Origin of the sequence: Micromonospora sp. WMMD1219, assembly GCF_049315215.1 — a bacterium.
In the GTDB taxonomy this organism is placed as follows: Bacteria; Actinomycetota; Actinomycetes; order Mycobacteriales; family Micromonosporaceae; genus Micromonospora; species Micromonospora tulbaghiae.
In genome coordinates this window covers 4,529,527-4,550,249 of record NZ_CP186057.1, presented here as the reverse complement: position 1 = coordinate 4,550,249, position 20,723 = coordinate 4,529,527, and the positions used below count along the sequence as shown (strand labels likewise).

The following is a 20,723-nucleotide window of genomic DNA, read 5'->3' as shown; positions in this document are numbered from 1 at the left end:
TCAGCCGGCCACCGGGAAGTTGGATCGGACGAGCGCGTCCGGGTCGTGGCGGCGCTTGACCGCCCGGAGCCGGTCGAGGGCGGGAGTGAACGCGTCGGCCCGATCGCCCCGCTGCTGAGCGTCCAGCCCCGGCACCTGGGCGGCGCCCTCGCCCGGGCCTCCGACAGCCCGCACGGCCCCGTACGCGCTCTACCTGTTCGGTGTCGCCACCGACCCGGCGGCGGTCACGGCGCGCCAGCGGGACCTGCCGTCGGCACTGCCGCTGGCACCGTGCCCGTTGGGCTGCGCGGCGATGCCCAGTCCGACCAAGCGGGCATACCGGACGAGCGCGACGACGTCGTCGGCGAAGGGTGCATCCGCATGACGGATTCGTGGGCCAATCCGGCGCGACTGCTCGGCAGCGACCTGCATCTGGAACTGGCCGGCGCCGGTGGCCGCCGGTCCGCGCTCACCCGTGCCCTGCAAGAGGCCGTCCGGGACGGGAGGCTGGGCGCCGGCACCCTCCTGCCGCCGTACCGTTCCCCGCTCCCCCACCGGTCCGGCGGGCCGGCCCTTGAGGACCGCGGCCCGACCCGGTAGAAACGGCGGGGCCGACAGGAGAATCAGCCATGACCGATATCGACGGGCGGTTGTCCGCGACGCCGCGTACGACCCTGCGCCGGATGAAGGAGAAGGGGCACCGCGACCGCGCCGCCCTCTTCGACGTGGTGCGGGCCGCCTTCGTCTGCCATCTCGGGGTGATCGTCGACGGCGGCCCGATGGTGGTGCCGACCGTCTACGGCTTCGACGACCGGCACCTCTACCTGCACGGCTCGGTGGCCAGCCGGAGTCTCACCACCGACGCCGAGGTCTGCGTGACCGTCACAGTGGTCGACGGCCTGGTCCTGGCGCGGTCGGTGTTCGAGCACGGGATCAACTACCGCAGCGCGATGATCTACGGCCGGCCCCGGTGGGTGACCGACGCCGAGGAGAAGCTGCACGGCCTGCGGCTGCTGACCGAGCACGTGGCCCCGGGCCAGTGGGACCACGCCCGCCGGCCGAACCGGCGGGAACTCGCGGCCACCACGCTGCTGGCGCTTCCGCTGGCCGAGGCGTCGGTCAAGACGCGCAGCGGCCCGCCGGACGACGGCGACGGCCCGGACGCCGCCCTCGGGCTGTGGGCGGGCGAGCTTCCCCTGGTCGCGCGCTGGGAACAGCCGGCGACCGACCCGGCGCTGCCGCCGACGACGCCGGTGCCGGCGCACGTCGCCGCGCGCGCCGGCACCCGCGCCGACCAGGCCTGACCGGCCGGGCGGCCCCCGGCCCGCCTACCGGAGCTGGCGGGCCACCTCCGCCAGCGGCAGGCGGGGCTGGACGGCCGCGCGGGCGGCCACCACCGCGAGCGCCCGGGGCACTCCGGCGCAGTACGCGATGATCTCCCGCACCGCCGCGCGCTCGGCGGTGAGGCGACGCTCGCCGAGGCGGGCGGCCAGCAGGTCCCACGCCTCGCCGGCGGCCAGTTCGTCGACCACGACCGGGCACGCGGCCTCGCCGACGACCAGGCCGGTGAGGCGGTCCCGGCTGGTCACGACCACCATGCAGCCGGGTACGCCGGGCAGCAGCGGCCGCACCTGGTCGGCGTCGCGGGCGTCGTCGAGCACGATGAGCATCCGGCGTCCGGCGAGCGCGCTGCGGTAGAGCCCGGTGCGCGCCGCCGGTCCGCACGGGACACCACCGGGGACGTCGAGCGCCTCGATGAGGCCGCCGAGCGCCTCCGCCGGCGCCACCGCCGCTCTGCCCGGTTCACTGCCGCCGAGCTGGACGTGCAGCACCCCGTCGGAGAACCGGGCCGCCGACCGGTGCGCCCAGCGCAGCGCCAGCGCCGTCTTGCCGATGCCGGACCGGCCGGACAGGACGCACACGACCACGCTCGACATCCGCCGCGGTCCGCCGTCGAGCAGCCGGTCGAGTTGCCGCAGTTGTGCCGTACGGCCGGTGAAGCCGGGAATCTCCAGCGGCAGTTGCATGGGGCGGATCCGGCCCGACGGCGCCGGGTTGGCGGGCAGGCCGAGGACCTCGCGGAGCAGCCGGACGGTCGCGGGCCGCGGACGGGTCACGCGCGACGACTCCAGGTTGCGGATGCTCCGGACGCTCAGTCCGGTACGGGCGGCCAACTCCTCCTGTGTCAGGTTGGCCAGTCGCCGTGCGGTAGCGATTTCATGACCCAACGTATCCATGTAGCCGATCACAGCGTCGTCTCCGTACCGGTTCTGGTGGATTCATGCCGGTGGACCACCGAAGCCGAGGCTGCTGAGCGGGCAGTCAGCAGCGACATTGCCGGTGATCTGCCGGTGAAGCTCCTGTTGGCCAGACGAGGTTAAGTCCACAGTGGGTCCGACGCTATCGACCGGAGTCGAATCGACGGTCGACGAGACGGGCCCTTCCCGGCATCGGTGCAGCGTCGCAGAAGCAGCACTTCCGGTCACTCTCCGCAAACCTCAGAACCGTCCGGCGCGGGCCCGGAGGGCAGCGCGCCGACCAGGAGGACGAACATGCGAAGGTACGTCAGCGACACCGCCGAACTCACCGACGAGTACGGCATCCGGATCGGCCGCTGGACGCAGTACCGCGATCTCGGCCCGTTGCCGTTCGACGCCATGTGGTGCGTGATCCCGCCCGGTGGCAGCAGCAGCGAGGACGTCCACCCGGAGGTCGAGTTCGCCGTGGTGACCCGCGGCACGGCCATCTACGAGGCGGGCGGCGAGAAGGTCGAGGTGCCGACCGGCGGCGTGATCCTGCTCGAACCGGAGCAGCGGCACGTCATCCACAACCCCTCGCCGGAGCAGCCGCTCACCATCCTCAGCATCTACTGGATGCCCCGGCCCGACGAGGCCGGGCAGGCCGGTGCGGACGGCGGGCAGAGCGGGGCGGACAGCCGGCAGAGCGGGGCGGACGGCGGAGCCGGCCGTGACTGACGCCGCCTCCGCCGCCGGGGCGGTGCTGGTGGTGACGCCGCCGCCGACGCCGAACGGGCCGCTGCACCTCGGGCACCTCAGCGGCCCGTACGTCGCCGGGGACATCGCCGCCCGCGCGCTGCGGGCCGTCGGCCGGCGGGTGGTGACCCAGTGCGGCCTGGACGCGCACCAGAACTACGTGCTCGCCCGGGCGCAGGCGCTGGGCGAGGCTCCCGCGGACACCGCCGCCCGCTACGGCTCGTCGATCCACGCCGCGCTGCGCGCCGCCCGCATCCGGTACGACGTCATGGCCGACCCGCTGGCCGACGCCGACTACCGCCGGGCGGTGGCGAGCCTGCTCACCGAGCTGGTGGAGGCCAAGGTGGTGGAGGTCGCCCCGGTGTCGCTGCGCGCCTGCGCGGCCTGCGGGCGGACCCTGCACCACGTCCGGGTCGCCGGGCGCTGCCCGTCCTGCGGCGCCGGCGCGAACGGCGGCACCTGCGAGGGGTGCGGCGGCTTCTGCACCGCCGCGAACCTGGTCGACGCGCGGTCGACCTGCTGCGACGCGGCACCCGAGCCGGTCACCCGCACGGTCCCGGTGCTGCGGCTGGACGAGCACCGGGAGCGGCTCGCCGAGTTCTGGTCCCGCGCGGTACTGCCGCCCCGGCTGCGGCGCCTCGTCGCGTCGTACCTCGACGGCGGGCTGCCGGAGGTGCCACTGGCGTACCCGTCGGACTGGGGCATCGAGTGGGACGACGGCCTGCGTATCGACGTCTGGGCCGAGATGGCGTTGGCCAACCTGGTGCTGCCCGCCCGCCACCTGCGGCCGGACGCGGACACGCTGGCCGGGTACCTGGACGCGTGGCGGGACGTGGACGAGCAGTGGATCTTCCTCGGGGTCGACAACGCGTTCTACTACGCACTGCTCATCCCTGCGGTGCACCTGGCCGCCGGGCTGCCCGACCGGCCGACCGGGCTGGTGGTCAACGAGTTCTACCGGCTCACCGGCGCCAAGTTCTCCACCAGCCGCGAACACGCGATCTGGGCGCACGAGTTCCTGGCCACCGAGGACCCGGCGGTGGTCCGGGCGTTCCTGAGCTGGGACCGGCCGGACAGCTACGAGTCGGACTTCCGCCCGGAGGCGTACGAGGCGTTCACCGCCCGGTACGCCGCGACCCTGGCCGGCACCACCGCCGGCCTGGACGGCGTACTGGCCGACACCGAGCTGACCCGCGGCGAGCAGGCGCTGCGCCTGGAGCACTTCGACCCCGCCACCGCGGTCCGGGCGGCGCTGGCCGCGTACCCCGGCCGGCCGGAGCGGGCGGCCCGGCTGCTCGGCATCGTCGCCGGCGCGGAACCGGCGGAGTCCGATGGGTGAGCCGCGCGTGCTCGTCGTCGGCGCGGGCGTGAGCGGTGTCCTGCTGGCCCGGCGGCTGCGGGACGCGGGCGCCGAGGCGGTCCTGATCGGCCCGCACGGCGGCGGCCCGGACGGGCGGCCCGCCGACGCGACGGCCGCGTCCGGTGGGCTGGTGCGGGCCTTCGAGCCCGATCCGGCCGCCCGGTCCCTGGCCGCCGCGAGCCTCGCCGAACTGCGGGCCGATCCGTCCCTCGCGACCGCCGCCGGGTGGCGGCGGACCGGCTCGCTCTACCTGCTCGACGCCGGGTCGGCGGCCGGCGTGGACGGCGCCGAGGTGCTCACCCGGGACGAGGTCGCCCAGCGGTTCGGTTTCGCCGGGCTGCCGGACGGCACGGTCGGGATCTGGGAGGACCGGGCCGGATACCTGGACCCGGACCGGCTGCGCCGGACCGTCCTGCGTGGCCTGGACCGGACCGAGACGACACCGGTGGCCCGCCTCGACGATCGTGCGGTCGAGCTGCGCGACGGCCGCCGGCTCACCGGCGACCTCGTCGTCGTGGCCGCCGGGGCCTGGACCCCGCGGCTGTTGCGCGCCGCCGGGTTGCCGACCTCGCTGCGCACCAAGCACATCCAGTACGCCCACCACGCCACCGGCCGGGACGACCTGCCGTGCTTCGTGGACGAGAGCAGCGGCCTCTACGGCCGGCCGGCCGGTCCCGGGCGCGTGCTGCTCGGGCTGCCCAGCGACAGGTGGGACGTCGACCCGCCGGCCCCCGAGCCGGACGCCGCTCTGGCGGCACGGGTCCGGGCGGTGGCCGCACGACGGCTGCCCGGCGTGGACCTGCGACCGGCCGGGCCGCCGGTGAGCGCCGCCGACTGCTACAGCGAACCCGCCGGCCTGGCCCTGCGCCACGTGGCCGGCGGCGTGCACACGTTCACCGGCGGCAGCGGCGGCGCCGCCAAGACCGTCCTGGCCGCCAGCCGGCTCGCCGCCACCGCCCTGCTGAACACCCGAACCGCGATCCCTGTCCCCCACGGCCAGACAGAGGCAGACTGATGACGCAGACCTTTCACACAGTGGGAATCGGCGCCGGGCCGGCGAACCTGAGCCTCGCGGCGATGTACGACACCCTCGCGCCGCACGACATCGCGCTGTTCGAGGCGCGGGACCGGCCGGGCTGGCACGACGGGATGCTGCACAGCGGCGTCCGCATGCAGACCGGCTGGGTCAAGGACCTGGTCTCGCTCTACGACCCGACCCACCCGCTGTCGTTCCTCAACTACCTGGTCACCACCGGCCGGGTGTACGCCCTGCTGGGCGCCGGGTTCGACACCATCCCCCGGATCGAGTACCAGCAGTACCTGGTGTGGGCGGCGGGTCAACTGCCGCGCATCACGTACGGCACCCGCGTCGACCGGGTGGAGTTCGACGGCGCGCTGGTCAGCCGCAGCGGCGGTGCGGCTCTCGCCCGCTCCCGGCACCTGGTGCTCGGCAGCGGGACCGTCCCCTTCGTACCGGAGTTCCTGGACGCCCTCGACCCGCGGCATCTGTTCGTCGCCGACGAGCTGCACCAGCGCCTCGCCACCGTGCCGGACGAGCCGGACCTGCCGTGGATCGTGATCGGCAGCGGCCAGACCAGCGCGGAGTGCGTCGCGGCGCTGCTCGCCCGCGGGTGCCGCGACATCAGGTGGATCGGGCGGCGGTCGTGGTTCGCCCCGCTGGAGGACTCCCCGTCGGCGAACGACCTGTACCGGCCCGCCTACCAGGAGGCGTTCCTCACCCTGTCCCGGGACGTGCGGGAACGCCTCGTCTCCGGCCAGATCCTGACCAGCGACGGCATCTCCCCGGGCACGTTGCGCGGCATCTACCAGCACAACTACGAGGAGCGGCTGCGTACCGGGCGGTTCCCGGTGACGATCATGCCGAGCCGTACCGTGACCGGCGCCCGGCAGCTCGACGGGGAGGTCGAGCTGGAGTGCCTGACCGCCGGCAGCGGCGAGGAGCGGCACCGGGCGGTGAACCTGGTCGTCGCGGCGGGACGCCGGCAGGCGCCGCTGCCCTTCGACCCGGAGCTGACCGCGCTGATCGACCTGGACGAGCGCGGCGAGCCGGTCATCGAGTCGGACTACTCGATCCGGTGGAAGCACGCCGACGACCACAAGATCTTCGTGCTGAACCGGGGGCGGTACGTCCAGGGGCTCGTCGACTCCAATCTGAGCATCCTGCCGATCCGCAGCGCGATGGTCCTCAACTCGATCGCCGGCCGTACCGTCTGCCGGTTCCGCGACGACTACCTCAGCACCCGATGGGCGTGAGCGCGATGACCACATTCGACTACGACGACCGGATCTTCGTCTCCGTCGACCACTCCGGTGACGCCGACCCGCTGCGGGGGCACTACCACCAGCGCGGCGACCTGGTCTGGGCGGAGATCTCCGGCGGTCCGGTCCGGCACGGCCGGCTCGCCGGCACCTGCGACGCGCAGGGGGTGGTGCGCTTCGCGTACGTGGAGGTGCTCACCGACGGCAGCATCGTGGTCGGCGAGTGCGAGTCCCGGCCCGAGCGGCTGCCGGACGGCCGGATCCGGCTGCGCGAGCGGTGGCGCCGGCACGGGCCGCGTCGGGACAGCGGCGTCTCGGTCATCGAGGAGGCCGCCCCGGCGCGCGTCGAGGCGAGGGAGGAGCAGCGTGTCTGACATCCAGATCGTCAGCTTCGTCGCCGCGAGCCTGCTCATCATCATCGTGCCGGGCGTCGACTTCGCCCTGGTCACCCGGCAGACCGTCCGGTACGGGCGGCGGGCCGGATTCGTGGTGCTGGCCGGGCTGTTCGCCGCCGCCCTGGTGCACGCCTCGCTCGCCACCGCCGGCCTGTCCGCCCTGCTGGTCTCCTCACCGGCGCTCTACACGGTGCTGCGCGTCGCCGGCGCGCTGTACCTGCTCTACCTGGGCGGCACCATCCTCTGGGCCACCCGGCCGCGCCGGAGCGCCCCGGTGGCGCAGCCGGTGCCGGTCGGCGCGGGTGGGGCCGGTGCCGGCACTGAGGCCGCCGCGCCGGTCCGGGACGTCCCGGCCGCCGACGAGCCGCACGTGGCGCGCCGCTCGTTCGTCATGGGCGTCACCAGCCAGCTGCTGAACGTCAAGGTGGTCGTCTTCTACGTCTCGTTCGTGCCGCAGTTCGTCAAGCCCGGCGACGGCGCGGCGGCCCGCACGGCGGTGCTGGCCGCCACGTTCATCGGCCTCGCCGTGCTCTGGTGGGCCTGCTACATCCTGCTCATCGACCGGTTGCAGCCCTGGCTGACGCGGCCGTCGGTGCTGCTGGTGATCGAACGGCTGACCGGGCTGATCCTGATCGTCCTGGCGGTGCGGATCGCGCTGAGCCACTGAGCCGCACCACAGGCGCCCGCCGGCCCGGCCGCATCCAGCCGGGCCGGCGGCGCTGTGGTGTCAGGCGTTGCGCGGACGGTGGGCGACGGTGAGGACGTGGGTGGTCGGCCAGTCCAGCGGCCGGCCGTCCAGGTCGGTGAGGGACGCGACCGGTGCGATCCGGTTGTCGATCACCCAGTCGTTGCGGACCGGCGCCGAGGCCGGGCCGATCTCGAAGCCCGCCTCGGTGAGCAGCGCCGTCCAGTCGGCGAAGCTCAGGCCGCAGAACTGCTCCTTCGTCTCCGACAGCCAGTTGTCCGTGTAGTCCTTGCGGGTCAGGTAGTCCATCGCCGCGCCCAGGCCGAGGCGTACCGCGCCGTCGGCGAGCGGCTCGTAGTCGAAGCCGAACGCGAAGTCCACGGCGAACTGGTCCAGCCGCGCCCGCGTCGACAGTCCCGAGACGTACCGCCGGACCTCGGCCGAGGTCAGGTCGGCCAGGTCACGGCGGGGCGAGGCGGGGTTGTCGCCGTCGTCCGCGGTCAGCCGCAGGATCACCGGCCGGCCGGGGTCGTCCGGTCCGCACACGTCGCTGTTGATCCAGACGCCGCCGGGCACCGTGTGGTCGTGGATGCGACGGGCGAACTGGAGCAGCGACTCCCGCTGCCGCCCGTACGACCAGATCTCGTGGGTGAGCGCGAACGTGAGCGTGGTGTCCACCGACCGGTCCTTGAACACGGCGCCGCCGAGGACGTTGCGGTGGAAGAAGTAGACGTTGGCGTTGCGGAACACGCCCTGCGCCTTCTTGTGCAGGCACTCCTGGTAGAGGTGGCGGGCCACCTCCACGCCGATCAGGTCGCTCTCCCGCAGCGCGGCCTCCCGGTCGGCCAGCTCCAGGACCGCGCCCGCGCCGCAGCCGATGTCCACGATGCGTCCGGGCTGCACGTACCGGCGCACCGAGTCCCACTTGCGTTGCGCGGCCGAGGCGAACGCCTCCACGTAGGTCCGGTAGTCGCGGGTGACCGTGAGGCCGCCCTCGTCGCCGACGAGCGGGTCGTTCACCACCGACCGGATCGCCTCGACGAGGCGGTAGCGCTCGAACACGTCGATCGTCGCCGGGTGGGTGAGCGTACGCCAGGTCTCGTCGCCGGCGGCCAGGCGCAGCAGCACGTCCCACGGCCGCTCGGGCGCCTCGCTCAGGCCCGGGTCGGCCTCGACCTGCGCGATCGCGAAGCCGAGCCGCTCGTACAGCTTCGCGACCTCCGGCGTGGAGCAGGCCACCACCGTGTCGGCGGGCGTGAGTTCGAGCCCGGTGGCCACCGCGATGCTCTTGAGCGTGACCTCCGCGAACGCGTCGGTGTACGCGGTGTCGAAGATCGGCACAGCCAGCGAGCGCAGCCCGGTCAGCACGCTGAACCGCTCGATCGCGGCTTCCCGCCTGTGGTACGCGACCGGGTTGCGCCGGGTGTTCTCGTGGTTGGCCGACGTCACCGCCCAGACCACAGTGGCCTCGTCGCCGGCGAGCCGGCTCAGGTAGTCGGCCTGGAACCGGGTCAGCAGGTGATGCCGCCCCGGGAACAGCACGAAGCGGGTCGGCAGGTCGGTCATGGGCACCTCGCCTGGGCCGTGGAGCGGTCGGTGATCATACCGGGACGCGCCAGGACCGCCACAGATGGCCGTACCGGCCGTCGGCGGCCAGCAGCTCGTCGTGCGTGCCCTGCTCCACGATCCGGCCGTGGTCGAGCACGACGATCCGGTCCGCGGTGACCGCCTGGCTGAGCCGGTGCGCCACGATCAGCGTGGTACGCCCCCGCGTCGCCGCGAGGGCCGCCCGGTCCAGGTCACGCGCCCCGGCGCTGCCGGCCTCGGCGGTCGCCTCGTCCAGCACGGCGACGGCGGGCGCGGTCAGCACCAGCCGGGCCAGGGCGACCTGCTGGGCCTGCGCGGCGGTGAGCCGGTGACCGCCCTCGCCCACCGGTGTGGCAAGACCCTCCGGCAGGGTACGCAGCCAGGTGGTGGCGCCGACCCGGTCCAGCGCGTCGAGCAGCTCGGCGTCGGTCGCGTCCGGGGCGGCCAGGCGCAGGTCCGCGGCGAGCGGCCCGGCGAAGACGTGCACCTCCTGGCTGACCAGTGCCACGTCGCGCCGGGAGACGGCCTCGTCCGCCCCGGTCAGCGGCGCGCCGTCCAGGCGTACCGATCCGTCGGTGGGCGCGATGATCCCGGCGGCGATGCCGGCGAGCGTGCTCTTGCCGGCGCCGCTGGCGCCGACGAGCGCGACCCGCTCCCCCGGCGCCAGGCGCAGCTCGACGTCGGCGAGCACGAGCGGTCCGTCGTCGTAGTGGTGGCGGCGCACCGTGACGTCCAGCGCCGCCGGGCCGCGCGGGCCGGTCGGCGGGGCGGCCGGGCCGGAGGCGGTGGCCGGGCCGGTGTCGGGCAGGTTCGCCACGCCGACCAGGCGGGCGAGGCTCGCGCCGGCCTGCAGCACCGAGTCGGACTCCAGCAGCAGCAGGCCGATCGGGTTGAACAGCCGGTGGAAGTAGAGCGCGGCGGTGGTCGCCGCGCCGACGGTGACCAGGTCGTCGCGGACCAGGAAGAACCCGGCCACGAGCACGGCGGCCAGGCCGAGGAACTCCGACCGGTTGATCCGCAGCCCGAAGCGGGTGTGCAGGTTGAAGATCTCCAGCGACAGGTCGCGCGCCACGCCGGAGCGCTCGGCGATGGCCGCCACGTGCGCGTCCTCGGTCCGGTACGCGCGCACCGTCGCCGCGCCGCGCAGCGCACCGGCCATCGCCTGCGTCCGCTCACCGGTGGCGACCCGCTCGCGGGCGTAGTACGGCATCGAGCGCCGCAGGTACCAGCGCAGCGCCAGCGCGTACGCGGGCGCGGCCACCAGCCCGGCGAGGCCGAGCCGCCAGTCCAGCGCGACCAGCCCGAACACGGTGAGCACGACGGACAGCAGCGCGCCGACGAACGCCGGGCCACTCACCGCGATCACGTTCGTCACCACCGCCACGTCGTCGCCGACGCGGGCCAGCAGGTCGCCGGTGCCGGCCCGCTCCAGCGTCGCCGACGGCAGGTGCAGCGCCCGGTCGAGGACGCGCTCGCGCAGCCGGGCCAGCACCGTCTCGCCGAGCCGGGACGCGAGCGCGGCGCCGAGCGCGGTGAGCAGGCCGGTGAGCACGGCGGCGGCGGCGATCACCGCCACCCGGCCGGCGATCCGGGAGACCGGGGCGTCGGCGATGACGTCGTCGACCAGGCGGCCGAGCACCCACGGCGCGACCAGGCCGCCCGTGGCGGCGGCGACGAGCACCGTCGCGGCGGCGGCGCTGAGGCCGGGCCGGTCGCGGAACTGGGCGCCGAGCGTGGTCCAGGTCTGCCGGGCGGACGCGACCGGCAGCAACGTCCGGCCGGGGGTACGCGGGTCAGCGGTCACCGCAGTGTCTCCTCGCGGTAGCGGGCGTCGGAGGCCAGCAGGCGTTCGTGCGGTCCCTCGGCGGCCACCCGGCCGTCGGCGATCACCACCACCCGGTCGGTGATCCGCAGCAGGGCCGGGCTGCTGGTGATCAGCAGCGTGCCCCGGGGCACCACCCGGCGCGCCTCGGCCAGTCCGTCGGCGAGCTGCGCCTCGGTGGCCGCGTCGACGGCGGTGGTGGGATCGTGCAGCACCAGCACGGGCGGGTCGGCGTGCAGCGCCCGCGCCAGCCCGAGCCGCTGGCGCTGTCCACCGGAGAGGTTCGCGCCCCGCTCGACGAGGCGGTGGTCGAGGCCGTCGGGGTGCGCGTCCACCACGTCCTCGGCGGCGGCGGCCCGGACGGCGGCGTGCAGCCGCGCCTGGTCGGCGGGGGCGCCGGCGGCGAGGTTGGCCGCGACAGTGCCCTCGAACAGCGTCACGTCGTGCGGCTCGACCAGCACGGTGCGGCGCAGCGCGTCGACGTGCAGCTCGTCGGCGGGTACGCCGTCGACACGCACGGCGCCCCGGCGCGTGTCCGACGGCACCCGCCCGGACAACAGCGCCACCAGCGCCTCGGCGTCGGCCGGGTCGTACGCGAGCACACCGACCACCTCGCCGGGGCCGACGCGCAGGTTCACCCCGTCCAGTCCGGCGTGCCCGACGTCGTCGAGGGTCAGCCGCGGCCCGTCCGGGTGTGCCGGGGCCGGCGCGTCGCCGGGCCGGGTCAGCGGCTCGGCACCGAGCACGCGCGCCACCCGGGCGGCGGAGGCGCGGGCCATCGCGAACAGCTGCACGCACCAGCCCATGGTCTGCACCGGCTCGGCGACGAACTGCGCGAGCCCGACCACCGTGACCAGCTCGCCGATGGTGAGCCGGCCGCGCAGGGCGAGCCAGCCGGCCACCCCGGCGACCGCCGCGAGGAACAGGCCGTTGGCGGCGGTGGTGAGCCCGAGGTGCAGTCCCTTGGTGTTGGCGGCGCGCAGCGTGACCGCGAGGGCGTTGCGGCTGGCGGCGGCGTACCGGCCGGCGGCGTGGTGCTGGGCGCCGATGCCGCGCAGCACGCGCAGGCCGGAGACGAGGTCCACGGCGAGCGCCGTGGTCTCCGCGAGGGCCTCCTGCTGGGAGGTGCTGCGCCGGGACAGCAGCGGCGCCATCCGTTGCAGGACCAGGACCAGGACCGGTACGCCGACGAGCACGCCGAGTCCGAGGGGGACGTCGATGACCAGCAGCGCGGTGGCCGCGACGGTGAGCGCGGTCACCGCGGCGACGCCGAACCCGGCCACCCGCACCACGAGCGCGGAGAGTTCGGCGTCGGAGGCGGCGACGGAGAGCAGTTCGCCGTCGCGCAGGCCGGAGCGGTGCCCGCGCGGGTCGAGCGCGCGCTCGGCGATCTCCACCCGCAGCAGGTGCGCCTCCCGCTCCACCGCGGCGTACGCCTGGCGGGCGCCGTTGCGGTAGGCGAACGCGAGCACGGCGAACAGGGCCGCGAGGCCGGCGACCGAGTACGCCAGCGCCCACGGGTCGCCGGTGACCACGGCGCGGTCGATGATCAGGCCGATCGCCACCGGCACGAGCGCCTCGGCGACCTGGTGCAGGCCGAGCAGCGTCACGCCGATCAGCACCGGCCGTCGCTGGCGGCGCAATGCCTGACGCAGCACGTACCGGGCCGTGACGGCGCCGCCGGCGGGGAGCGGGGACACGAGGGGATGCCTCCAGTGATCGAAGTGAGGACAGCCTAACCTCAGCCTCGGCGGCCGAGTCGGGTGGCACGGCTCACCACGCTCTCCGCCAGCGGGGCACGGTGACCGCCGGTAATGTTGATCAGGCCGAGAGTGCACCCATATGTCCGCTGCCCCGAGGAGCGACCATGCTCGATCACGCGTCCCGCCGCATCGACATCGCCCGCCTTCAGGAGACGCTCGACGGACCGTGGGCCGAGGTCCGTCAGGCTCACCGCAAACACCTCGACGAGCGGTTCCTCCCTGTGTACGGGGAGACCGGTGACCAGGCGCGCGAGCGGATCACCCGGCTGCTCGGCGAACTGCCGGTCGAGCTGGGCATCGCCGCGGGCTTCCCGCCCGAGTACGGCGGCCGGTCCGACATCGGCGCCTCGATCGTCGCCACCGAGATGCTCGCGCAGGTCGACCTGTCACTCATGGTGAAGGCCGGCGTGCAGTGGGGCCTGTTCGGCGGCGCGGTCGCCGCCCTCGGCACGAAGCGGCACCACGACGCCTATCTCCGGGACATCGTCGAGGGACGGATCTTCGGCTGCTTCGCGATGACCGAGACCGGCCACGGCTCCGACGTGCAGCAACTGCGCACCACCTGCGAGTACGACCCGCAGACGCAGACCTTCGACCTGCACACGCCGCACGAGGCGGCGCGCAAGGACTACATCGGCAACGCGGCCCGGGACGGGCGGATGGCTGTGGTCTTCGCCCAGCTGATCACCGGCGGGCGCCGCCACGGGGTGCACGCGTGGCTGGTGCCGATCCGCGACGAGCACGGCAACCCGATGCCCGGCGTGACGATCGGCGACGCCGGCCCCAAGGCCGGACTGCTCGGCGTGGACAACGGGCGGCTCAGCTTCGACCACGTACGGGTGCCGCGGGACATGCTCCTGGACCGGTACGCGCAGGTGGCCGAGGACGGGACGTACTCCAGCCCGATCGAGAACGACTCCCGCCGCTTCTTCACCATGCTCGGCACGCTGGTGCGGGGCCGGGTCAGCGTGGGTGGCGCCGCGTCGGCGGCCACCAAGGCGGCGCTGGCCATCGCGGTGCGGTACGGCGACATCCGCCGCCAGTTCAGTGACGCCGAGGGCGACCGCGAGGTGCTGCTCAACGACTACCTGGCCCACCAGCGCAAGCTGCTGCCCGCGCTGGCCACCACGTACGCGCTGCACTTCGCCCAGACCGAGCTGGTCGCCGCGCTCGACGAGATCCAGGGCGGCGACGGGCCGGTCGACGAGCACCGGCAACGGGAGCTGGAGTCGCGGGCCGCCGGGCTCAAGGCGGCGCAGACCTGGCACGCCACACGCACCATCCAGGCGTGCCGGGAGGCGTGCGGCGGGGCCGGCTACCTGTCCGAGAACCGGCTGCCGAGCCTCAAGGCCGACACCGACGTGTTCACCACGTTCGAGGGCGACAACACGGTGCTGCTCCAGCTCGTCGCCAAGGGGCTGCTGACCGGCTACCGGGACGAGTTCGGCTCGCTGGACGGCTGGGGACGCGCGTCCTTCGTCGCCGAGCAGGTACGCGAGATGGTGCTGGAGCGCACCGCCGCCCGGGCGCTCATCGCGCGGCTGGTCGGCGCCGTGCCCGGCCGGGACGACGAGGTCGCCGTCACCGACCGGGGCTGGCAGCTCAAGGTGTTCGAGGACCGGGAGGAACACCTGCTGGACAGCGCGGTCCGCCGCCTGCGCGGTGGCGCGTCCAGCAAGAAGGACCGCCCGTTCGACATCTTCAACGACGTCCAGGACCACGTCCTCGCCGTCGCCGCCGCGCACGTCGACCGCGTCACGCTGGAGGCTTTCGTCGCAGGCATCGACGCCACCGCCGACCCGGCGGTCAAGGAACTGCTGTCGCGGGTCTGCGACCTGTACGCGCTGAGCGTCATCGAGGCGAACAAGGGCTGGCTGCTGGAGCACGGCCGGCTCACCCCGGCCCGGTCGAAGGCGATCACCAGCGTGGTGAACGGGCTGCTCAAGGAGCTGCGCCCGTACATGCGCACGCTCGTGGACGGTTTCGCCATCCCGGACGCGTGGCTGCACGCCGCGATCCTGCGCGAGGAGCCCGCCCGGCAGGACGAGATGGCCGCGCACGACGTCGCTGACCCGCAGGCCGCCGGCGCCGACTCGCCGGGCGGCGTCGCCGACTCGCCGGCCGCCGCCCCGTAGCCGTCCGGCCGGCCACACCGGCGCTGCCACGGCCCCCGGTCAGCCTCCGGGGGCCGGCGCGGGGCGCGTCCGTGCCGGTGGCCCGGGTGTCCCGGCCGGTTCGCCGTCGGCGGTCCGCGACGCGGCGTACCCGCCGGCGCCGATCGCCAGGTACAGCCCGCCGAACAGCCAGAACGCGGCGAACAGGAAGCCGCGCTCGGCCATCGCGAGGATCATGACGAGCGCGCCGGCCAAGGCGGTCACCGCGTATCCCGCCCGGATGCCGTACGCGCACAGCGCGCCGGCCGCGATCGGTCCGGCGAGGGGTCCGCGGCAGGTCCCGCACGGCCTACCGGACCGGCGTCGCGGGGTCTGCCAGAGCGTCCGACACGAGCCCGAGGCATCGACCGACGTATATTGACACATTTCGTTGCGGCGGTGATAGTAACTGCAAAAGCTCCCGCCGGTCCCCCGCGGGGACGCATCGCGGCGGCGCCACACCGACGTGGCCGACACACCGCCACCACCACCATCCAGGGAGCGCCGTCACGACGTCCCCCGGAGGGCGCATGAGAAGACGATCGAAGATCTACGCGGGCCTGGCCGCCGCCCTCGTCCCGCTCGCCTCCGTGGTCGTGGCGCTCGGCGCGACACCGGCCGGCGCCGCGATCGGCGGCTCGGGCCCCTACCCCGCCGACTACGAAACCTCGTCGAGCCTGCCCAACCACACCATCTTCCGGCCCCAGACGCTCCCGTCCGAGCGCCTTCCCGTCCTGGTGTGGGGCAACGGAGCGTGCTCGGCCAACGGGCTGTCGCAGGGCACCTTCCTGCGCGAGATCGCCTCGCACGGCTTCCTCGCCATCGCCAACGGCGCGCCGAACGGCTCCGGCTCCACGAACGCCCAGATGCTCACCCAGTCCATCGACTGGGCGGTGGCGGAGAACTCCCGCTCGGGCAGCAAGTACTACAACCGGATCGACACCACGAAGATCGCCGTGGCCGGGTTCTCCTGCGGCGGCCTGGAGGCGTACGCGGTCTCCAACGACCCGCGCGTCACCACCACCGGCATCTTCAGCAGCGGCCTGCTCAACGACGCCGACGACTACCAGTTGCGGCGACTCACCAAGCCGATCGCGTACTTCGTCGGCGGGCCCAGCGACATCGCGTACCCGAACGCCATGGACGACTGGGGCAAGCTGCCGTCCGGGCTGCCCGCCTTCATGGGCAACCTGAACGTCGGGCACGGCGGCACGTACGACCAGCCCAACGGCGGCGAGTTCGGCCGGGTCGCGGTGCTCTACCTCAAGTGGCGCCTGAAGGGCGACGTCAGCGCCGGCGCCAGCTTCGTCGGCCCGGACTGCGGCCTGTGCCGCACACAGTGGAGCGTCCAGCAGAGGAACCTGACGCTGGACGGCCCGCCGCCCACCACTCCCCCGCCCACGACCCCGCCGCCGACCACTCCGCCGCCGGGCGGGGCCTCCTGCACCGCCGTCTACGCCGTCCAGGACCAGTGGAACGGTGGCTTCGTCGCCAACGTGACGGTGACCGCCGGGAGCACCGCGCTGACCGGCTGGCGGGTGACGCTCGCCCTGCCGGGCGGCGCCGCGATCAACTCACTCTGGAACGGCGTGCCCAGCGGCACCAGCGGCACCGTCACCGTGGCCAACCAGAGCTACAACGGGCGGCTGGCCGCAGGGCAGACCACCGCCTTCGGATTCCAGGGCACCGGAACCGGCGGTGGCGCCACCGCCACCTGCGCCGGTAGCTGAGCACTCATGTCGGCGGGCCGGCGCCGGAGGCCGGCCCGCCGAGGTGAGTGTCGCCTCGCCGAAACACCCGGCGGGGCTGACCGACCCGGCCGCCGACCGCGCCGGGTGCCGCTCCGCCACGGGCAGGGGCCGCCCGCGCAGAGGGCCGGGTACGCGCGCCAGGATCGGCGAGCCGGGGCTGAAGTCGTCCTGCCGGTTCCACTCGGCCGGGTCGATCGGCACGCCGAGCACGTTGGCGGGCATCGCGGAGGCCACGAACCGGACCCGCTCGCCGGTCGCGGTGCCGCGGTGCCGCGGTCCGGCACGGTGAAGTAGTCGGTCGGGAACGGCAACAGGCAGGCCGCCGGGTCGACCGGGTCGCAGGACCACTGCCCGGCCGGCGCGGGAGGTGCGGCCGGCGCCGGCGTGGCCCCACCCGGCGGCCTGCGGCGGCTGTCGCTGCGCCCTCCTCGACGCGAGCACGACACGAGCGGTTGTGACCGCCGCCTCCGCTCGGTCACCAGCCGCCGGCATCACGGCCCTACACACATCGTCAGTGGTCAACGAACCATCCCGGGCACCCCCGGCGGGCCGCTCACGCCGCCCGGCACCAAGTAGACAATCGCCGGTCCCGGTGCAAGTCTTTGCCGCGTGCGACCCTCCCCAGAAGTCAGCGGTGCCGGCGGTACGGCAGCTGACCCGCGGCCCCCTGTGGACGGTCCGGCTCCCAGCACCCAACGCCCCGAGGACCTCACCGCCCTACGCCATCTGCAACAGGTCCACGCGCCCGTACTGCTGGCCTTCCTGACCCGCCTGACCCGCGGCGACATCCACCGCGCCGAGGACATCGTGCAGGAAACCGTGCTCCGGGCCTGGCGCAACCCCGAAGCGCGCAACGCCCAGGGCCACTGGAACCGAGCCTGGCTGTTCACCGTGGCCAAACGCATCCTCATCGACCAGATGCGCTCCACCGACGTCCGGCCCACCGAACTACCGGTCAGCCACATCCAGGATCACGCACACCCCGACGACGCCATCGAACGCCTCCTCGACGCCCGCGAGGTCCGGGCCGCACTCGACTCCCTACCCGAACGACTACGCATCACACTGGTCGAGATCTTCTTCCGGGAACGGTCCGTGTCCGAAGCCGCCGACGCACTCGACGTCCCCGCCGGCACCGTCAAATCACGCACCTTCTACGCGCTACGCGCCATGCGGGAAGCACTCACCAACCGCGGCTTCGACTTCGGACACCAGCAACAACCAGCCGACCACCACAACCCGGACAAGAAAACGCCAAAAAAATCCAGAAGGACGTGAACCCGAACGGCCGCCGAACCGTCATGTGCGCGAGACCTCTCCCCCACCACTGAGCTAAGAGTGAGTCGATGAGAAAATCCGCAAGTGGCCAGCGCCGCCCGTGGCAACGGCTCGTTTCGTCAACGCGCAGACGCGTCGAGATCGTGGCACTGGTCGGCATCATCGTGGCGTGCGGGGCCGTCGGCCTGGAAATGGCCGCCACCGCGGACCCGGACAAGCTCGCCGGTGAGCCGGTGCCGGACGGCGACGTGCCCGCCATCGTGGAGGCGGCCCTGTCCTGCCCCACCCTCAACCCGCCGAAGCTCGCCGCACAGATCATGGCCGCGTCCGGTTTCAAGGGCAGCGCCGAGCGGATCGGCGGCCTCGACGACGCCGCGTGGCAGAAGTGGCGGCCCTCGCCCAACGCCAACCGCGGCGACCGGCGGGCGAACATCATCGCGGTAGGCCACCGGACCTGCGAGAACGTCGGAAACCTGCGCTCAGCTGACATCGACGGCGACCTCTGGCCGGCCGCTGTCGCGGCGGAGCAGACCGGGGTCAAGGCGGTGCTCGACGCCCGCGGCGTTCCGAAGGAGGCCAAGCCCTACGTCGACAAGGTAAAGGCGTACGCCGCCTGGTATGCCGAGCAGCCGCAGTTCTCCGAGCAGGCCGTCACCCGGCCGGTCAGCACCGCCGCCGCCGAGGCGGTCGAGGTGCCTGCCGCCCTGGTGGAGCCGATCAAGGCCGCCGGGAAGATGTGCCCGCAGATCACGCCGGCCCAGATCGCGGCACAGCTGCGGACGTTGTCCGGCTTCGACGTGAACAAGCGGACGTCGGACCGTCAGGGCGTCGCCCAGTTCACGACCGCCATGTGGGAGCAGTACCGGCCGGGCACCAACACGTCGGTGTGGCGCCCCGCGGACGCGATCGCGGCGCTCGGCGTCGCCATGTGCGACATGACGCAGCAGTTGTCCGAACTCGACAGCGGGGACCCGTACCGGCTGGCGCTGAGCGCGTACCAGTGGGGAATCGACCCGGTGCGGCGGGCCGGCGGCCTGCCGCGCGTCAACGTCAGTCAGCTCGCCGACGAGGTTCCGGCCCACATCGCGGAGTACGAGAGGGATGGCCGGCTGTCCGTGACCTCCGCGAAGCCGAGCCCCTCGCCGTCGGCGAGCCAGAGCCCGCAGGCCTCGGCGAGCCAGAGCCCGAGCGTCCGGCCCTCGTCCGAGCGCAGCAACCCCGCCGAACAGCAGCCGAAGGGCCCGAAGCTGTTCGCGTACGAGGCGGGTGCCACCTATCGGCTGGTCAGCTCGTGGGCCGGCGCGGTCGTGGAACTGCCCGGCATCAACATGGACCTTCCGGAAGGCACCCGGGTCCACCTCTGGAACGATGAAGGGTACGCCGACCAGCGCTGGAAGCTGTACCCGGCGCCGGACAAGCGACACGTCATCATCGTCAACGCCTGGAGCAAGCAGGCCCTGGGGGTGGAGGACCGGTCCCTGCAGCAGAACGCGAAGATGGCCGTGTACGCACGTGACGACAACGACGAGAACCAGCAGTGGCTGCTGGAGGACGTCGGCGCCGGGAACGTGGTCATGACCAACCGGCGCTCCGGCCAGGTGATGGAGCTGCTCGGCGAGGACCTGGGACCGACGAGAGACAACGGCACCACCTGGAACGGATACTGGGTCGAACAGTTGGAGCGCCGTGACAACCAGAGAGACCAGAAGTGGCGATTCATGAAGCAGTGACGCCGACCGGCCGCGGGCCGGGAAGCTGATCGGCATGACGGACGTACCCGCCGTGGACGGCCATGTGACGGACCTGCTGGGTCCGCACTACATGGGTGCCCTCGATCCGGCCGAGAGCGACGCCGTCGACCGGCACCTGCGCGACTGCGCGCAGTGCCGGTCGGCGGCCCGCGAGGTGTGCGAGGTCGTCGCCGCCCTCGCGCTGCTCAGCGACGATGTGGCAGTCGAGCAGGTGCCACCGCCGGTCACCCGGCCGGCGGTGCCCGCCGCGCGCCGCGGTCGCTCCGACGCCTCCCGGCCGGCCGGGAGGCGTTCGGGCTCGGCCGGGCCCGGGCGGCAGCCGCGGACCCGACGCCAGCAGCTCGCGCTGATGCGGGTCGGGCTTGCGCTCGCGGTGGTGCTGTTCGTCGGCTTCGGCACCCTCTTCGTGCTGGACCGGACGACCGACGAGCCCGGACCGGAGGTGGTGACTGTCGCGGCGACCGGGAGCGAGCCCCGCACCGGTGCGACCGCCTCGGTTTTCGCGTCGGAGAGCGACGGCAGTGTGCTCGTCCGGGTCACCGCCACCGGCCTGCGCGCGGGCACCCGCTACGAGCTGTACGCGGTGACCCTCGACGGCCAGGCCCGCAAGATCGCGGAGTGGACCGGCACCGACACCGTGCAGGAGTCCTCCGGTGACCTGCCGGTGGGCTTGGCCGACCTGGCGTTCGTGACGATCCGCGTCGTGGACGGCCCGCCGGCGGTCACCGTGCAGCTTCCGCGGCCCACACCCGCGACACCACGCTGAGAGACGCCGCCCTCACCGGCGGCGCCCTGGCGCGTCGGCACCGCGGTGCCGACGCGAATTCGTCCGGCCGTGAACCGCGATCCCGTCTCGGCCGTCGTGTGTGCAGATCCGCCCTGGGCGACGACAAAGGGAAGTAGAGAATGTTCTGGATCACCCGGTC

At 73.7% G+C, this 20,723-nt stretch carries 19 protein-coding genes; 13 read left to right on the top strand and 6 right to left on the bottom strand.

What is annotated here, in order from left to right:
* On the bottom strand, nucleotides 1-174 hold the full coding sequence (locus ACN27C_RS21225) for a hypothetical protein (RefSeq protein ID WP_162958995.1): 174 nt from the start codon (nucleotides 172-174) through the stop codon (nucleotides 1-3).
* Nucleotides 175-360: 186 nt separating this feature from the next.
* Here ACN27C_RS21225 and ACN27C_RS21220 point away from each other — a divergent pair, with 186 nt between their 5' ends.
* Nucleotides 361-579: a hypothetical protein gene (locus ACN27C_RS21220; protein WP_422747639.1), complete on the top strand. Its 219-nt coding sequence runs from the start codon at nucleotides 361-363 to the stop codon at nucleotides 577-579.
* A gap of 29 nt (nucleotides 580-608) precedes the next feature.
* Entirely contained in the window at nucleotides 609-1,283 is a 675-nt protein-coding gene (locus tag ACN27C_RS21215; protein WP_422747637.1) for a pyridoxamine 5'-phosphate oxidase family protein, read from the top strand.
* 24 nt (nucleotides 1,284-1,307) lie between these two features.
* On the opposite strand, the gene ACN27C_RS21210 is transcribed toward ACN27C_RS21215, so the two are convergent.
* Nucleotides 1,308-2,216: an NB-ARC domain-containing protein gene (locus tag ACN27C_RS21210; protein WP_233586076.1), complete on the bottom strand. Its 909-nt coding sequence runs from the start codon at nucleotides 2,214-2,216 to the stop codon at nucleotides 1,308-1,310.
* Between the two features lie 315 nt (nucleotides 2,217-2,531).
* Here ACN27C_RS21210 and ACN27C_RS21205 point away from each other — a divergent pair, with 315 nt between their 5' ends.
* Genes ACN27C_RS21205 through ACN27C_RS21180 form a run of 6 tightly spaced genes read left to right on the top strand, consistent with a single transcriptional unit; the run spans nucleotide 2,532 to nucleotide 7,674 of the window.
* Nucleotides 2,532-2,954 carry a cupin domain-containing protein gene (locus ACN27C_RS21205; RefSeq protein WP_350814742.1) on the top strand — a complete coding sequence of 141 codons (423 nt, stop codon included), beginning with the start codon at nucleotides 2,532-2,534 and terminating at the stop codon, nucleotides 2,952-2,954.
* Nucleotides 2,947-4,311: a class I tRNA ligase family protein gene (locus ACN27C_RS21200; RefSeq protein WP_422747634.1), complete on the top strand. Its 1,365-nt coding sequence runs from the start codon at nucleotides 2,947-2,949 to the stop codon at nucleotides 4,309-4,311. The genes ACN27C_RS21205 and ACN27C_RS21200 overlap by 8 nt, the downstream gene beginning before the upstream one ends.
* Complete coding sequence (locus ACN27C_RS21195; protein ID WP_422747632.1) at nucleotides 4,304-5,347, top strand: NAD(P)/FAD-dependent oxidoreductase; 1,044 nt, start codon at nucleotides 4,304-4,306, stop codon at nucleotides 5,345-5,347. Before ACN27C_RS21200 ends, ACN27C_RS21195 begins: the two co-directional genes overlap by 8 nt.
* Nucleotides 5,347-6,606, top strand: a complete 1,260-nt coding sequence (locus tag ACN27C_RS21190) for a lysine N(6)-hydroxylase/L-ornithine N(5)-oxygenase family protein (protein WP_422747630.1) — start codon at nucleotides 5,347-5,349, stop codon at nucleotides 6,604-6,606. Before ACN27C_RS21195 ends, ACN27C_RS21190 begins: the two co-directional genes overlap by 1 nt.
* Before the next feature lie 5 nt (nucleotides 6,607-6,611).
* Nucleotides 6,612-6,986, top strand: a complete 375-nt coding sequence (locus ACN27C_RS21185; RefSeq protein WP_244933317.1) for a hypothetical protein — start codon at nucleotides 6,612-6,614, stop codon at nucleotides 6,984-6,986.
* Complete coding sequence (locus ACN27C_RS21180) at nucleotides 6,979-7,674, top strand: LysE family translocator (protein ID WP_120569426.1); 696 nt, start codon at nucleotides 6,979-6,981, stop codon at nucleotides 7,672-7,674. The genes ACN27C_RS21185 and ACN27C_RS21180 overlap by 8 nt, the downstream gene beginning before the upstream one ends.
* A 60-nt stretch (nucleotides 7,675-7,734) precedes the next feature.
* Here the strand turns inward: ACN27C_RS21180 and ACN27C_RS21175 are convergent, their stop codons facing one another.
* Genes ACN27C_RS21175 through ACN27C_RS21165 form a run of 3 tightly spaced genes read right to left on the bottom strand, consistent with a single transcriptional unit; the run spans nucleotide 7,735 to nucleotide 12,801 of the window.
* On the bottom strand, nucleotides 7,735-9,258 hold the full coding sequence (locus ACN27C_RS21175) for a class I SAM-dependent methyltransferase (RefSeq protein WP_422747628.1): 1,524 nt from the start codon (nucleotides 9,256-9,258) through the stop codon (nucleotides 7,735-7,737).
* A gap of 34 nt (nucleotides 9,259-9,292) precedes the next feature.
* Entirely contained in the window at nucleotides 9,293-11,083 is a 1,791-nt protein-coding gene (locus ACN27C_RS21170) for an ABC transporter ATP-binding protein (RefSeq protein ID WP_422747626.1), read from the bottom strand.
* Nucleotides 11,080-12,801 (bottom strand): ABC transporter transmembrane domain-containing protein, encoded by a 1,722-nt coding sequence (locus tag ACN27C_RS21165; RefSeq protein WP_422747624.1) that lies wholly within the window; start codon nucleotides 12,799-12,801, stop codon nucleotides 11,080-11,082. Before ACN27C_RS21165 ends, ACN27C_RS21170 begins: the two co-directional genes overlap by 4 nt.
* A 167-nt stretch (nucleotides 12,802-12,968) precedes the next feature.
* Here ACN27C_RS21165 and ACN27C_RS21160 point away from each other — a divergent pair, with 167 nt between their 5' ends.
* Nucleotides 12,969-14,999: an acyl-CoA dehydrogenase gene (locus ACN27C_RS21160; protein WP_422747622.1), complete on the top strand. Its 2,031-nt coding sequence runs from the start codon at nucleotides 12,969-12,971 to the stop codon at nucleotides 14,997-14,999.
* Between the two features lie 39 nt (nucleotides 15,000-15,038).
* Here ACN27C_RS21160 and ACN27C_RS21155 read toward each other — a convergent pair whose 3' ends face one another.
* Entirely contained in the window at nucleotides 15,039-15,242 is a 204-nt protein-coding gene (locus ACN27C_RS21155) for a hypothetical protein (RefSeq protein WP_422747620.1), read from the bottom strand.
* 305 nt (nucleotides 15,243-15,547) lie between these two features.
* Between ACN27C_RS21155 and ACN27C_RS21150 the strand changes: the two genes are divergently transcribed.
* The 4 genes from ACN27C_RS21150 (at nucleotide 15,548) to ACN27C_RS21135 (ending at nucleotide 20,563) form a co-directional block, all read left to right on the top strand.
* Nucleotides 15,548-16,747, top strand: coding sequence for a cellulose binding domain-containing protein (locus ACN27C_RS21150; protein ID WP_422747618.1), 1,200 nt, complete (start codon nucleotides 15,548-15,550; stop codon nucleotides 16,745-16,747).
* Nucleotides 16,748-17,437: 690 nt separating this feature from the next.
* Entirely contained in the window at nucleotides 17,438-18,046 is a 609-nt protein-coding gene (locus ACN27C_RS21145; protein ID WP_422747598.1) for a sigma-70 family RNA polymerase sigma factor, read from the top strand.
* Between the two features lie 143 nt (nucleotides 18,047-18,189).
* Complete coding sequence (locus tag ACN27C_RS21140) at nucleotides 18,190-19,776, top strand: RICIN domain-containing protein (RefSeq protein ID WP_422747616.1); 1,587 nt, start codon at nucleotides 18,190-18,192, stop codon at nucleotides 19,774-19,776.
* Between the two features lie 34 nt (nucleotides 19,777-19,810).
* Entirely contained in the window at nucleotides 19,811-20,563 is a 753-nt protein-coding gene (locus tag ACN27C_RS21135) for a zf-HC2 domain-containing protein (RefSeq protein WP_422747614.1), read from the top strand.
* Nucleotides 20,564-20,723 lie beyond the last annotated feature (160 nt).

Coding starts and splice junctions, on each gene's coding strand:
- ACN27C_RS21220 (WP_422747639.1), top strand. CDS start 361: ATGACGGATTCGTGGGCCAATCCGGCGCGACTGCTCGGCAGCGACCTG.
- ACN27C_RS21215 (WP_422747637.1), top strand. CDS start 609: ATGACCGATATCGACGGGCGGTTGTCCGCGACGCCGCGTACGACCCTG.
- ACN27C_RS21210 (WP_233586076.1), bottom strand. CDS start 2,216: ATGGATACGTTGGGTCATGAAATCGCTACCGCACGGCGACTGGCCAAC.
- ACN27C_RS21205 (WP_350814742.1), top strand. CDS start 2,532: ATGCGAAGGTACGTCAGCGACACCGCCGAACTCACCGACGAGTACGGC.
- ACN27C_RS21195 (WP_422747632.1), top strand. CDS start 4,304: ATGGGTGAGCCGCGCGTGCTCGTCGTCGGCGCGGGCGTGAGCGGTGTC.
- ACN27C_RS21190 (WP_422747630.1), top strand. CDS start 5,347: ATGACGCAGACCTTTCACACAGTGGGAATCGGCGCCGGGCCGGCGAAC.
- ACN27C_RS21185 (WP_244933317.1), top strand. CDS start 6,612: ATGACCACATTCGACTACGACGACCGGATCTTCGTCTCCGTCGACCAC.
- ACN27C_RS21175 (WP_422747628.1), bottom strand. CDS start 9,258: ATGACCGACCTGCCGACCCGCTTCGTGCTGTTCCCGGGGCGGCATCAC.
- ACN27C_RS21160 (WP_422747622.1), top strand. CDS start 12,969: ATGCTCGATCACGCGTCCCGCCGCATCGACATCGCCCGCCTTCAGGAG.
- ACN27C_RS21150 (WP_422747618.1), top strand. CDS start 15,548: ATGAGAAGACGATCGAAGATCTACGCGGGCCTGGCCGCCGCCCTCGTC.
- ACN27C_RS21135 (WP_422747614.1), top strand. CDS start 19,811: ATGACGGACGTACCCGCCGTGGACGGCCATGTGACGGACCTGCTGGGT.